Annotated in this window: 14 protein-coding genes; 4 read left to right on the forward strand and 10 right to left on the reverse strand. The window is 49.7% G+C overall.

The window, feature by feature from the left end:
• The first annotated feature begins 38 nt into the window (after positions 1–38).
• Positions 39–533, forward strand: coding sequence for an RNA polymerase sigma factor (locus LI015_RS08255; RefSeq protein WP_002567568.1), 495 nt, complete (start codon positions 39–41; stop codon positions 531–533).
• Positions 514–1,461, forward strand: coding sequence for an anti-sigma-I factor RsgI family protein (locus LI015_RS08260; protein WP_195632857.1), 948 nt, complete (start codon positions 514–516; stop codon positions 1,459–1,461). The genes LI015_RS08255 and LI015_RS08260 overlap by 20 nt, the downstream gene beginning before the upstream one ends.
• Here LI015_RS08260 and LI015_RS08265 read toward each other — a convergent pair.
• From LI015_RS08265 to LI015_RS08285, 5 genes are all read right to left on the reverse strand, one after another.
• Positions 1,458–2,174, reverse strand: a complete 717-nt coding sequence (locus LI015_RS08265) for an acetyltransferase (protein WP_319638722.1) — start codon at positions 2,172–2,174, stop codon at positions 1,458–1,460. The two genes, LI015_RS08260 and LI015_RS08265, sit on opposite strands and share 4 nt — an antisense overlap.
• A 92-nt stretch (positions 2,175–2,266) precedes the next feature.
• The gene (locus LI015_RS08270) at positions 2,267–2,722 is read right to left on the reverse strand and encodes a GNAT family N-acetyltransferase (protein ID WP_054354853.1); all 456 of its coding nucleotides are present in this window, start codon (positions 2,720–2,722) and stop codon (positions 2,267–2,269) included.
• Between the two features lie 39 nt (positions 2,723–2,761).
• Entirely contained in the window at positions 2,762–4,186 is a 1,425-nt protein-coding gene (locus tag LI015_RS08275; RefSeq protein ID WP_054354852.1) for an acyl-CoA reductase, read from the reverse strand.
• A complete protein-coding gene (locus tag LI015_RS08280; RefSeq protein WP_227124535.1) occupies positions 4,183–5,346 on the reverse strand; it encodes a LuxE/PaaK family acyltransferase in 1,164 nt (387 codons plus the stop codon). Before LI015_RS08280 ends, LI015_RS08275 begins: the two co-directional genes overlap by 4 nt.
• Positions 5,313–5,921, reverse strand: coding sequence for a hypothetical protein (locus LI015_RS08285; protein WP_227124537.1), 609 nt, complete (start codon positions 5,919–5,921; stop codon positions 5,313–5,315). The genes LI015_RS08280 and LI015_RS08285 overlap by 34 nt, the downstream gene beginning before the upstream one ends.
• Positions 5,922–6,129: 208 nt before the next feature.
• Between LI015_RS08285 and LI015_RS08290 the strand changes: the two genes are divergently transcribed.
• Together LI015_RS08290 and LI015_RS08295 are read left to right on the forward strand one after the other, a co-directional pair.
• A complete protein-coding gene (locus tag LI015_RS08290) occupies positions 6,130–6,735 on the forward strand; it encodes a TetR/AcrR family transcriptional regulator (RefSeq protein ID WP_227124539.1) in 606 nt (201 codons plus the stop codon).
• A 27-nt stretch (positions 6,736–6,762) separates the two neighbouring features.
• Entirely contained in the window at positions 6,763–7,425 is a 663-nt protein-coding gene (locus tag LI015_RS08295) for a nitroreductase family protein (protein ID WP_227124541.1), read from the forward strand.
• 89 nt (positions 7,426–7,514) lie between these two features.
• On the opposite strand, the gene LI015_RS08300 is transcribed toward LI015_RS08295, so the two are convergent.
• The 5 genes from LI015_RS08300 to LI015_RS08320 all read right to left on the reverse strand — a co-directional run bounded on the left by LI015_RS08300 (position 7,515) and on the right by LI015_RS08320 (position 12,819).
• Positions 7,515–8,315: a MerR family transcriptional regulator gene (locus LI015_RS08300; RefSeq protein WP_002567559.1), complete on the reverse strand. Its 801-nt coding sequence runs from the start codon at positions 8,313–8,315 to the stop codon at positions 7,515–7,517.
• Between the two features lie 131 nt (positions 8,316–8,446).
• Positions 8,447–9,166 carry a YcxB family protein gene (locus LI015_RS08305; protein WP_227124543.1) on the reverse strand — a complete coding sequence of 240 codons (720 nt, stop codon included), beginning with the start codon at positions 9,164–9,166 and terminating at the stop codon, positions 8,447–8,449.
• A 438-nt stretch (positions 9,167–9,604) separates the two neighbouring features.
• Positions 9,605–10,699 (reverse strand): tryptophan--tRNA ligase, encoded by a 1,095-nt coding sequence (gene trpS / locus LI015_RS08310; RefSeq protein WP_002567556.1) that lies wholly within the window; start codon positions 10,697–10,699, stop codon positions 9,605–9,607.
• Positions 10,700–10,929: 230 nt separating this feature from the next.
• Positions 10,930–12,030: an RluA family pseudouridine synthase gene (locus LI015_RS08315; protein ID WP_195632846.1), complete on the reverse strand. Its 1,101-nt coding sequence runs from the start codon at positions 12,028–12,030 to the stop codon at positions 10,930–10,932.
• A gap of 24 nt (positions 12,031–12,054) precedes the next feature.
• A complete protein-coding gene (locus tag LI015_RS08320; RefSeq protein ID WP_002567554.1) occupies positions 12,055–12,819 on the reverse strand; it encodes an SDR family NAD(P)-dependent oxidoreductase in 765 nt (254 codons plus the stop codon).
• Between the last annotated feature and the right edge of the window lies 1 nt (position 12,820).

Here is a 12,820-nt window from a genome sequence, read left to right on the forward strand (position 1 = left end):
AGTACTGCACCTGGCAGTACCGGACATATGGAGCGGCTATGCGGCAGGAATCAGATGTAGAGCAGACCATTGGGCAATACGCGGATATGGTAAAACATATCTGCTTTGTCTATATGAAAAATGAAAGTGATACAGAGGACGTGTTTCAGGATGTGTTTTTGAAATACGCCCTTTTTTCTGAACCCTTTGATTCTGAGGAACATAAAAAAGCATGGCTGATTCGTGTGACCGTAAACAGGTGCAAAGATTTGCTCCGCAGTTTCTTCCGGACACACACCTGCTCTCTGGAAGAGGCCATGTCCATGGCTGATACAAAAAGCCAGGACCTGTCCCATGTGCTGGAGTCCGTGATGAATCTTTCTGATAAATACAGAATCATCGTGTATCTGCATTATTATGAGGGCTATTCAGCCGTGGAGATTGCAGGTATTTTACATAAAAATGTCAATACCGTATATACACATCTGTCAAGGGCGAAAGCCGAGCTTAAAAAAATGCTGGGAGGTGATGAGGGTGAAACAAAGTATACATGATGCGTTTGATACAGTCAGCTGTGATGAGGTCTTGAAGGGACGGACCTGCGAATATGTGATAAAACACATGCACCGCAGCAGAAAGCCGGCGCCCCGCAGAATGAAGTGGGCGGTATCCCTTGCCTGTCTCCTGCTCTTTGCCACCAGCGGCCTGGGCGGTTACAGCCTGTACTACACGGAAGCAGCCGTCATCAGCATAGACGTAAATCCCAGCATTGAACTGGACATCAACCGCTGGGGAAAGGTGGTGGACCAGACCACCTACGGTGAAGAAAGCGAAACTGTCCTGCAGTCCCTTTCGCTTAAACATCTGGAATATGAGGAGGCACTGGCGCTCCTGCTGGCCAGCGATGCTATGCAGCAGTATCTAAAAAAAGACGCCCTGGTCTCCATCACGCTGGAAACAAAAGACGGCGACCCGCAAATGTTCTCAAGCCTTCAGGAGTGTGTAAACACAGCCTTAATGCAGTGCCATGGCGTAAAGGCAGAGTATGCCAGCGTGGACAGCCATATGTGTGAGGAAGCCCATGAACACGGGATGTCGCTGGGAAAGTATTACGCCATACAGGAGCTTCTCACCGCGGACCCCCAGGCCACGCTGGATGAATTCAAGGATAAGAGCATGAAAGAGATAAAGGTCCACACGGAACACTGTGAACACCGGCAGCAGAGAATACGTGGGGAACTACAGGGGCAATCCCAGGCGGAATCTCAAGCGGAATCATCCCAGGCGGAATCTCAGGAAGAATCATCTCAGGCGGAATCGCAGGCGGAATCATCCCAGGCAGACTTCCAGGGTGAATCCCAGGCAGATTTCCAGGATAAGTTCCCTGACAATTCCTCACAGCCTGCCAAGCGTTCCCACAGTCAGACGGACAGTCAGGAAACCGGCTGTCACGGCAGCCGGCATCACAGCCGCCGGAACTAGATTTTCCTTATATCTTTAGCAGGAACGCCTGCCACAGCCGCGTGGTCCGGCACATCCCGGATCACGACGGCTCCCGCTCCCACAGTGGCCTCCGTTCCAATCCTGATTCCATCTATGATGGTGCAGCCAATTCCCAAAAAAGTTTTCCTTCCCACAACCGTATGACCTGCCATAGAGACCTTGGGACAGACATTCACAAAGTCCTCCACCACACAGTCGTGCTCAATATCTGCCTGAGTATTTATGATGCAGCCTGTTCCTATGGATGCATAGGCGTTTATGACGGCATAAGGGTGTATGGTGCAGCCTTTTGCTATCCTGGATAAAGGGCTTATGACTGCCGTGGGATGTATGATGACAGCAAGGGGAATTCCCAGGGATACAAGCATGGATATTTTCTTTTCGCGCAGTTCATTGCTGCCGGTGGCAACAATGACCTCATCATAGGATTTCAGGATCTGGTCCAATCCATCGTCTTCCCTGCGGATCAGATATTCCGGAATGGCACGGTGTCCCTTTTCTTTCAGTTCCATAAAATCAATCCGCCTATACCGGTTCATGGCCAGTGCGCAATCCAGTGTTACAATTCCCTGGTCACCTGCGCCCCATATGAGCAGGCGCTTTACCGGTTCCCCGGTATTCCTGCCTCTCCTTTCACTGCCTTTCATTTCACTACCTTTCATTTCATCATTTTTCATTTCACCATCTCCCATTTTCCCATCCTCTATTCCTTTTTTCTCCCTTTCAATCTCCCTATTTCACCATCTGCCATTGCTTAACCTACGTTCCGCAATTTTTCACACCATCAGCTCAAATAGTAAACCAGATATCCCTTTTTAGAGGAAAACCCCATCCTCTCATACATGCCAAGTGCCTGTTCTGAGGAATTGAGGCACACCATTTTGGCCTCTCCCCTGGCCTCCTCCATCAGCCTCTCCACCATGCGGGTGGCAATGCCCTGACGTCGGAATGCCTCATCCACCCATACATTGGTTATCTGTCCCACTCTTCCACTGGGATTCTCATTGGAAGGCAGTACATCGTAAAAATACAGGGTAGCCGTGGCCGCCAGCTCCCTGCCCGCATATGCTAAAAGCGTACGGCAGGCATTTTCCTTCATTTTTATTTCATAAAACCTTCGTATGGCATCCTCCAATTTTGTTCCTGCCGCACATTCAGAAAACATCCTCAAATCCCTTATCCGCATACGCACAAGAAAATCCAATTCATCTATGCCGGCAAACCGGTATTCCAGCTCCATATTAACCTCCCTATCCTCCCTGTGGTTCCTTATCCATATTTACATCTCCTGGCTGACAAATCTTACATATCTTCGCAGGGCATATTCCCCGTCATGTGCCTCTCCCGCAAATGGCGATGACATGGTTCCTGCCCTGGTAATACGCGCCACGCCGCCGGACGCCAGAGTCTTCATAAGCTCAGGCCGCCTGTCCTCCCTGCAAATCAGTCCTGCTGTCTGGAGGTGCCTCTTATGGCGTCTTAAGCAACCAAACAGCTGCCCCTGCGGCAGGCGCTTTACCAGACAGTTGCCAAACATGGGAGACAGCTCCAGCTCATGATCCCCGCAGGCCGTAAGGCTGCAGCCCTTTCCCGGATACAGCTTCCTCATTTTCTTTTTTCCATACGCCATCTGTTCCATCCTGTCATTATGCTGCTGAAGCGCCAGGGCTGCCTCTGCCATATTCACAGAGCCAAACCGGGATTCCACGGGCCGGACCGTGGAATCTTTCTGTAAAATGTCCGGCTGGAACAGTGATACATGCCCCGGGCAGGAAAGAACAGCCCTCTCCATATACGGAAGAAATTCCCGGCAAAATTCATTCACATCATCCATACGCTCCGTATCCAGAAATATAGTCTGACAGGAACTGCACAGCAGCTGCCGTGTGGACACTATATGCTCAGCCAGAGCAGACAGCTCCTTATCCTTACACTCATAACCGGAGATATATACAAATCCAAGCTTATGCCCCCATTCAATGAGTCTGGTTCCTGGCGGCGCGCTTCTGCGCACAGCAGCCACCGCCGAATCTCCTCCCCATACCACAATACCATCAGCCATTTCTTCCAGCCGCCTCATGGCAGGCAGGTCCCCGGACGAGGTGTCAAAGACATAAATGTAATCCGCCAGAGCGGGTTCCAGACGGATAAGACGCAAAATAATATCCATGGACAGTCCTCCATCATTGCCCGGAAGCTTTAATATATTCACATTTCCGGTAAGCAGTCCCTCCACAATGCTGAATACAGGCAGCCCTTCCATATTTCCGGCTGTTATGTGCAGGAGCGTCCCCAGGGGGAGTATATGGGTCTCCATTTTTTGTAATTCCGTATAATGATATACTTCATGGCTAGGGCCAGGTCCGCACTCTGTACTGCCTCCCGGTTCACTTTTTCGCCCTTTGCCTGCCTTTACTCCCAGTTCTGTTTCTATCTTATATTCCAGCCATTCCCGGCTGAGAAACCGGGTCAGACATCCCAGCCAGGCCGGTATCCACGGGTTTCCGGCTTCTCCGGCCGTCTTTCCCGGCGCAGCGTTCTCCAGTTCCTCTCTCAGCTCCTGCCCCAACCGAACCAGCCCGCGAATGACCCTTTCCTGCTCCAGTCCGCGTCCCAGCCTGGTATCATTGATTCGGGCTTCCAACTGCCCCAGCAGTTCTCCCTGAAGCATGGTATCATATACCCTTCCCTGAAACAGAATCACCTGGCAGCCTCCTTCCCATATGTGCCATTCAGGATATCCTGGGCCCCGGCCGCGCAGGTCTTAATACCGCTTACCCCTGCCCGCCCCAAAAGCTCCAGATAAGGAGCGTCAATCCCGCAGCCGCACTCCTTTCCCACATGGAGCACTCCCACATCATCCGTCATCACACTCAGAACCGGAACCGCCTTTATCATAGGCGTGATAAGATTGACCAGACCAGGCCTGCCATATCCCAAAGGCTCCATGGTCTTTATATCCCGTATGATGACCTGGCTGTACACCGGAACATGAAAATGATGGTTCCTGCAATCACAGTACAGCACCGGATGTTCCGCCGCGCTGAAAAATTCCGCAACATCCTTGTCCTCTATTCCAAGCACACGGCGCGCAAGTCCATAGAGAACCTCCTTGTTCACCTTCTGTCCCTCAAACTGTTTCCAGCCGCCGGAAAGAATCATTTTGGATCCCCCCGGCAGCGTAAGGTGTATTCCCCGCTCCTCCATCTGCTTCAAGGCAAAATATGCATAAGACGGAAAGCCCAGTATCCTCACAGGCACGGCCCCATGGCTGTACTGGCAAAGCCGGTCCATAACATGCTCCAGATCCGGGATATACTGCCCCTGGCGGTATATCAGGGCGTAATCCCTGCTGAGAGGCGGTGCGAAAAAAGTGGCCCCGAAAGTGCTTCTGGCAACCGCCGTGCGGTTATCTCTGTGGGGTTCATAGCCGAATATAACGTAACGGGCCGGTCTGAGAGACAATAATCCCCTTTTTGATACAGTGCGCGCTACCATACCCAGACCGCACAGCAGAGCGCCGCCGTCAAAATTCACCTGGCTGGCAGTTCCTGAAGTCCCGGAGGATGTGGTTTTAAGCCAGGTACACTCCGGGGCAATGGAGTGTATGTCATGATGTTTGAAAAACAGGGTGGGCAGAACGGGAATTCTCCCTATATCCCGGCTGCTTTCCAAGTGTCCCGGCCGGAATCCTGACCTCTTAAGGATTTTTCTGTATTCCCGGCAGTGCCTGTAATGGTATGCACAGTTCTCCCTGACTGCGGAAAAAAACATCTGCTCTGCGCCCTGTCTGTCATAGATATTCTTTGTCCAGAAAAGCCGGTATCTGCTTAACCTGCCTCTTGTGATTCCGTATCCTTCCATATAGCCTCCCAATATCCTTGCGGTACATTTGTTCTTTCCTGCTGCCAGCCCAGCATCCCCTGGCGCTCCCGTATTTTGGACACGGTACAGAACTCTGCCAGCGTTTCCCTGTATCCGCCGTCCCCGTTTTCCCGGTTTTCGCTGTGTGTTCCCATCCGTTCTGCAGTATACCCGGTATCCGGTATTCCCGGTCCAAAGCAGCGTATATCATAGATCCAGGAATCCGCGCCCCTATCATCCATCTGGCTGTTTTTCCTGTAATCTAATATGCGCAGCTCAGCGATGAGCTCATTATCCTGCATCATCCCACGCACTAATTCCACTATCACGCCATCCTTACTGACAGCATATCCATTTTCATCCTCCAGAACATATACAGGATACGGTGAATGGGCTATAATTCCAAATCCCGGGGCAAACTGATATGCAGGTACGGCACCGGATACGTCCTGTGCGTTTTGCCGTCCCTGCCCGCACCCGCCGCACCCCAGGAAAGCCAAAAAGATTCCCGCAAGGATTCCCGCCATAACGCCTGCTCCCTTGGCCCGTTTTCTCCCCCAGCCACATTGCTTCACAGTATTCCCTCCATTCCCCTCTGCCCAAATGAAATTTACTATATTATCCAGTATATTGGACCAAAGAAAGCAAGTCAATGGAGGGCTCCAGATATTAAGGATATCTTCATAAAATGGAATAAAATCAAACCGTATATATTTATGTTGACAGGTGTTAACATATCAGATATACTATATATTAACATACGTTAACATGGAGAAATGTAATATGAATACAGATACAGGCGGGAAAAAACCATATCATTTTGGTAATTTAAAAGAAGCACTCATTGAACAGGGAATTGCGTTAATCCATGAGGAAGGAATTGAAAAGTTTTCTCTGCGAAAGGCGGCAAAGAAAGTAGGTGTATCAGCGGCTGCCTGCTATAATCATTTTGGAAACATGGACGATCTGCTCCGGGAAATGTATTCTTATGTGATTGACAGATTTGCAGCCGCTCTGAAACAGGCGGTTGAAGATAATCCCTGCCATCATGTTACAATCTCAATGGGCGTGGCCTATGTGGAATTTTTTGCAGAGTATCCGCACTATTTTAATTTCTTATTTGACAGTGAATATCTGGGCATACAAATAAAAGAAACAGAAATCACATGGAACAGCTCTTTTACTCCATTTGAAATTTTTGTAACCGGCGCGAAAAGAGGAATGAGGGAACTAAACATTGATGAAAATGAATTAAGAGATGACCTTTTGGTAATGTGGGCAGCCGTACATGGCCTGGCAGCCATGGCCAACATGAAGGGGGTCCAGTATGACAGCGGTGATTGGGGCGCTCTTACAGAGAGGTTACTGCTCAGCAAAGTAATGCTGTGACATATGTTAAAGGAGGAGGAACATATTATGACGGAAATAGAAGCAATCAGAGCAAGGCACGCAGTCCGGAATTATACGGCGAAACCGCTCTCCCCTGAGATTATTGATGAACTAAGCCAAGAAATTGAGCAGTGCAACCGGCAGGGACAGCTGCACATCCAGTTAGTTACGGAAAATGAGGAGGCGTTTAAAACCTTTATTCCCTTATTTGGGCGGTTTAAAAATGTAAAAAACTATATTGCTCTGGCAGCCAAAAAGCAAGGCGATTTTTACGTAAAGTGCGGCTACTGCGGAGCGCGGCTTATGGTTAAAGCGCAGCAGGCAGGCCTTAATTCATGTTGGGTCACAAATACATACAATGCAAAAAAATGTCCGGTTACGTTAGCTCCTGATGAGGAACTGGTTGGTGTCATTGCGATTGGTTACGGCACCACTGACGGTACGCAGCATAAGTCAAAAAGCATGGAACGTTTATGTAAGCCATGCAGTGATAAATGGTTTTTAGATGGCATGAATGCGGCTGTACTTGCTCCAACCGGTCTTAACAGACAGGATTTTTTTATCGAAGCAAACGGGAATACCGTATCCATCCGCACAAAGGACAATCACCCTATGTCCCAAATCAATACCGGAATTGTGAAATACCATTTTGAGATTGGCGCCGGAAGGGAGAATTTTAATTGGGAATAATTGATACACTTATTTTTGCAGGGTAAATCATGTGGATGCATCAGAATGGATACAGGGAGACGGCAAAAGGCTTGCCGTCTCCCTGTCCTCTATTTTTTCACAGGGAAGAAAATCTCTGTCTCCCACTCTTCCGGCGGAAGCTTGTCAAACTGGGTCTTGCGGTAAATCTCGTAAGGCATCCCATTCATATGATATCCATTGGCGTTAATCCAGGCCACGATGGCGCCATAGGCATCCGGCAGTCCTGAATAGGCGCCCTTGTGGATGGTAGTTGCACACAGACAGCCCGGCATGACAAAATCAGCCTTATCCCGCTCTGTGATTCCCACTCCCAGCTCGATATCGCTGTAAGCCGGGTCAAATTCCTGGTCATGGTAGATGGCCATTACCACTCCGTTTATGGTCATGTGTTCCCTGGCAATCTTTTCATATATCTTCCCGTAATATGTGCCGAATTCCTCCACTGACATCTTGTTTCTCCGGGTAACGAGAACCTGTTCCTCTGCTTCCTTTATCTGAATCTCATAATTGTTCTGATAACTCATAATGTCACCTGTCCTTTCAAATTCTTCCAGATGATACCCCATTTCCCTTATGGTTATGGAAATATGCTCCATCTGCCGCTCCAGGCGGAATCTTTGTTTGTACAGCTGCCGCAGCAATTCCCTGCTGTCCGGGATGGTAAGCAGAGCCTGGATTTCCGTAAGGGAAAAACCATACCGTTTCAGCCTTCCAATCAAAAGCATGGTGCCAATCTGAGGGTCCTCGTAGTACCGGTATCCGTTTATCTCATCTATTCTCTGGGGCTTTAAAAGGCCTATCTTATCGTAGTGACGCAGTGTTTTCACACTCACCCCGCACACTTTTGACATCTGTCCTATGGTCAGCATGGTCCGCTCCTCCATTCATGTTCTGTTTACCTGATTCGAATCTGTTCCAAGTATAAGCTCTGACCTAAGGGCAGAGTCAAGAGGTTGTTTATAAAAAACTCTCTGAGCCTCATCCCTGTCTTTCCTCAGATTCATAAATATACAGCCCGTATGATGCCGGAAATCATCACAGCCAATAATACCATGAAGAGCAGGATATAAAACATCCTGTCATTCTTTGGCAGGTCCGCTGTTTTATCCAATCCGGCCCACTTTACCCCCTTATCACGGCAGAAGTTGAGAAATGCATCCATCTCCCCCAAGTCCTTAAACACCCACTTGGGAACCGGGATACACTCTATCCCGCGTGCTGTCTCTGTATTCAGGAAAAAGAATGTGTCCTCTGTTTCAGCCAGGCAGTTATAATCCTCCCAGCTGTACTCTGTAAAAGCCAGCCCTCTTTTCATGCGGATTCCATTTACCCCAATCGAAATTTCCCACCTTCCAATCCCGTCTGACGGCATCCATCCGCTCATCATCTGTTTCTTGTAAAATGACTCGGACAAACCATGGCCCCTCATATAGCTCAAAAGAAGCATGGTCAGAAAAACCGCTGTCAGGATGGCGCTGTCCGCTATCATACCAATGCTCATTCCGCATAAGGCTGCCACGATTCCCGTTACCCGGAACACTTTTCCTTTCTTTGCACCGTATAATTTTTTCACCCGAAGTCCCATCTGCATCCCCTGAATCCAGGCGTGGGACCAGGCCCTCTGGTCCATAAAAAAATAAAAGTTAAAAATGCCTTCAGCAACATGTCCGTCATCCTCCACTGCCTGGGGATCTGTAAATTGGTCCAGAAACCGGTCCATGGTTTCTCTGTCCGGAAACATACGTTTAGGAACAGCCAGAAACACATAGTTTTTTCTTGCAGCAGGCCTTCCCAAAATCAAAACCCTGGGAGTTTCAGCCCGATATGTATACCAGGAACACGGAATCCTGCTTTTGTCATTTTTACAACACAAGTATCCTTTTTCCACCTTGTATGCCCTGGGTTTCAGGAATCCCAGTCTGCTGCATTGCCAATACAGAAGAATACACGAAACAGCCAGTATTCCGCCAATTCACCTTTGGTCATCTGGAATTCCAACCCTGTTTCAACCTTCTCTCCTTCCATCTCTTTCCCCTCTTTCTATGTCATGCCTTTGGTTTTCAGTTAATGCTTTCCTCCATTGTACCATTTAACGGAAAAAGACCCCAGCACTTTCTGCCGGAGCCCTTCATCCATTTATCTCTTATACTTAATCTGCTTAATCCATCTCAGCCCTGAACCGCTCAGCCTGTTCCGCAATCAATTCCTTATCCTCGAAGTAATTGATCTTCATGGCCCTCTTCATCTCAGCCAGGGTCTGGGCTGCCTTCTGCTCTGCCCTGCGGCTGCCTTCTTCCAGGATACGGTAAACAGCAGGAATGTCCCTGGCAATTTCCTTGCGGCGCTCACGGATGGGCCTCAGTTCATCCTGAAGCACGCTGTTGAGGAACCGTTTCACCTTCACGTCTCCCAAACCGCCTCTGGCGTAATGGGCCTTCAGTTCATCCAGGTTCTTGTAATCCGGCAGATATGCTGCAAAATGCTCATCACGGCAGAACGCATCCAGATAAATGAACACAGGATTTCCTTCCACCTGTCCCGGATCCTCCACCCTCAGGTGATTGGGATCCGTAAACATGGACATGATTTTCTTCTTTATCTCATCCTCGGAATCAGACAGGTATATGCAGTTTCCAAGGGATTTGCTCATTTTAGCCTTGCCGTCTATACCGGGCAGACGCAGACACGCCTTATTGTCCGGCAAAAGGATATCCGGCTCCACCAGGGTATCCCCGTAAACACTGTTGAACTTATGGACGATTTCCCTGGTCTGCTCAATCATGGGCGCCTGGTCCTCACCTACCGGAACCGTGGTCGCCTTAAAGGCAGTAATGTCCGCTGCCTGGCTGATTGGGTATGTGAAGAAGCCCACCGGAATGCTGGCCTCAAAGTTGCGCATCTGAATCTCGGATTTTACGGTAGGATTGCGCTGAAGCCTGGATACGGTCACCAAATCCATATAGTAAAACGTCATCTCGCACAGCTCAGGCACCTGTGACTGGATGAACAGAACGGATTTCTCCGGGTCCAGTCCGCATGCCAGGTAATCCAGAGCCACCTCTATGATGTTCTGACGCACCTTTTCCGGGTTGTCCGCATTGTCTGTCAAAGCCTGGGCATCGGCTATCATAATATAAATCTCATCAAACTCCCCTGAATTCTGCAGCTCCACCCTGCGTTTTAAAGAGCCTGCATAATGTCCTACGTGAAGCCGTCCTGTGGGGCGGTCACCGGTCAGTATAATCTTTCCCATCTGATATATCCCTCTCATTTCCTCAGCATCAGGCCATCGCTGGTCTGAACGCTGTTTTTTACTTGTACAGAACATGCCTGAAAATCCCCTTAAGCCAGCCGTTCTCCCCACGGGAAAAACAGCAGCAAAAAAATGGCAATTTCAAACATTATCTAGCATAACCCAAAGATGAATTCCTGTCAAGAATTCCCTGCTCCGGTCCGGGACAAACCTCCATGGTCCGGGCCTGGTTAAATGCCCTGGCTTTCGCAAGGCAGCCCAATCCCCTCTCCTTCCATAACCGTATTAAAAATCACCGGCAGCCTGGCGGTAAATTCCTCTCCCCTCAGATGCTTAAGGGGCGCAGGAAGTGTTTCCGGCATGACAAGCCGCCAGGAGTGAAGGAGCTGGGACCGGACCGCGTACTTCTTTTTTACTGCATCGTTTAAGCTGCGGCTGCCATACTTATAATCTCCCACAATCGGATGACCAATGGACGCCAGATGGGCGCGAATCTGATGGCTTCTTCCTGTAATCAGGGTCACCTGCAGCAGTGTGAATGTTTTGTTGCCGGACAACGGCAGATATTCGGTCATAATGGGGACGCTGTCCTCCACTTCCAGAGGAAAAATGCTTACGGTATTCGTGCTCTCATCCTTTTTCAGAAAACCTGCAATCAGCTGCTTCTCCTTTATCTCGCCGGCAACCAGACACTGGTAATATTTGTGTATGCTTCTGTCCTTAAATACCTCATTCATCACCTGGAGGCCTGCCAGGGATTTTCCGGCCACCACCAGCCCGCTGGTATTTCTGTCCAGCCGGTTGCAGATAGACGGCTTAAAGGTGCGCAGCTGGGATATGGGGAGTTTTCCTGAATCAATGAGATAATTAAGGATATATTCGTTCAGGGACATGTCGCTGTCCTTTGCCTTCTGCGACAGCATGCCGGACGGTTTGTTCACCACCAGGATATGCTGGTCCTCATAGACAATGTCCAGACGCCGTCCTCCCTCCCGGTCTCTGGAGCCCTGGTGTTCACCGCCTTTTCCCCGGGCCTTTTCCCGTTTCTCATGGGAGGAGGCTCCTGTGCTGCTTTGGTCTCCCGGCTGTTTCTCATATCCGCCCATATCCGGGACAGAAAACTTTTCTATGGTCTCATCCGAGAGGAACAGCTTTACCAGGTCTCCCTCTTCCAGCCGTTCGGAACCATCGCATTTTTTGCCGTTCAGCGTTATGTTCTTTTTACGCATCATTTTATAGATAAAACCCTTGCCGGCCTGGTTCAGATATTTTGTGAGAAGCTTATCCAGCCGCTGTCCGGCCTCATTCTGGGTAACTGTCAGTGTCTGCATATGGCGGCACTCCTTTGTAGGTAATTAATCATTCATGAAGCTCATGACTGCCAGAAGCAGGCGGTGGGGCATCATCTTGCACAGCAGCCGGAACGCCTTCATGGTAATGCCGTAGACCGAAATCTCTCTGCCTGCAATGCTGTCCCGGATGGCCTTTTGAACCACCCGCTTTGGATTTGCCATGACCAGCCTCTTATAGAGAGGAATCACGCCTGTGGATTCGGCAATGTCAAAGAACTCTGTTTTTACCGGTCCCGGACACACCGCCGTCACATAGATTCTCCGGCTTCTCAGTTCCTGGTTCAGGGCCCTGCTGTAGCTGAGGACAAATGATTTTGTAGCCGCATAGATGGCAAATCCGGGCTGAGGCAGGAACGCCGCAGAGGATGCATACTGGATGATTCGGCTGTTGCATTCCATATAGGGCAGCACCATACGGGTTACGGCGCACAGGGCCTCACAGTTTAAGGCCACCATGTCTGTCTCACTCTTTAAGCCCAGCTCCTCCACCTGCCCAATCATACCAAAGCCTGCTGCATTGACCAGAAACTTTACCTGGGGCTTCCTGGCACTCAGCGCCCGCAGGAGCACGTCCCTGTCACGCTCCCTTGTAAGATCCAGTGCAAATTTGCGCAGGGGCACCCCAACCTGGCGGTCCAGTTCATCCAGGCGCTCTCTTCTTCTGGCTATGATCCAGATCTCGTCAAAGCCCTTGAAATGTTCCCACAGCTGGATGATGGTTTCCCTGCCCATACCGGAGGACGCTCCGGTCACTACAGCAATCTTCATA

This window comes from Enterocloster sp. 210928-DFI.2.20 (assembly GCF_020554465.1).
Taxonomy (GTDB): Bacteria; Bacillota; Clostridia; order Lachnospirales; family Lachnospiraceae; genus Enterocloster; species Enterocloster bolteae.

Coding starts and splice junctions, on each gene's coding strand:
- LI015_RS08255 (WP_002567568.1), top strand. CDS start 39: ATGCGGCAGGAATCAGATGTAGAGCAGACCATTGGGCAATACGCGGAT.
- LI015_RS08265 (WP_319638722.1), bottom strand. CDS start 2,174: ATGGGAGATGGTGAAATGAAAAATGATGAAATGAAAGGTAGTGAAATG.
- LI015_RS08270 (WP_054354853.1), bottom strand. CDS start 2,722: ATGGAGCTGGAATACCGGTTTGCCGGCATAGATGAATTGGATTTTCTT.
- LI015_RS08280 (WP_227124535.1), bottom strand. CDS start 5,346: ATGGAAGGATACGGAATCACAAGAGGCAGGTTAAGCAGATACCGGCTT.
- LI015_RS08290 (WP_227124539.1), top strand. CDS start 6,130: ATGAATACAGATACAGGCGGGAAAAAACCATATCATTTTGGTAATTTA.
- LI015_RS08295 (WP_227124541.1), top strand. CDS start 6,763: ATGACGGAAATAGAAGCAATCAGAGCAAGGCACGCAGTCCGGAATTAT.
- LI015_RS08300 (WP_002567559.1), bottom strand. CDS start 8,315: ATGCTGACCATAGGACAGATGTCAAAAGTGTGCGGGGTGAGTGTGAAA.
- LI015_RS08305 (WP_227124543.1), bottom strand. CDS start 9,166: ATGGACCGGTTTCTGGACCAATTTACAGATCCCCAGGCAGTGGAGGAT.
- trpS (WP_002567556.1), bottom strand. CDS start 10,699: ATGGGAAAGATTATACTGACCGGTGACCGCCCCACAGGACGGCTTCAC.
- LI015_RS08315 (WP_195632846.1), bottom strand. CDS start 12,030: ATGCAGACACTGACAGTTACCCAGAATGAGGCCGGACAGCGGCTGGAT.
- LI015_RS08320 (WP_002567554.1), bottom strand. CDS start 12,819: ATGAAGATTGCTGTAGTGACCGGAGCGTCCTCCGGTATGGGCAGGGAA.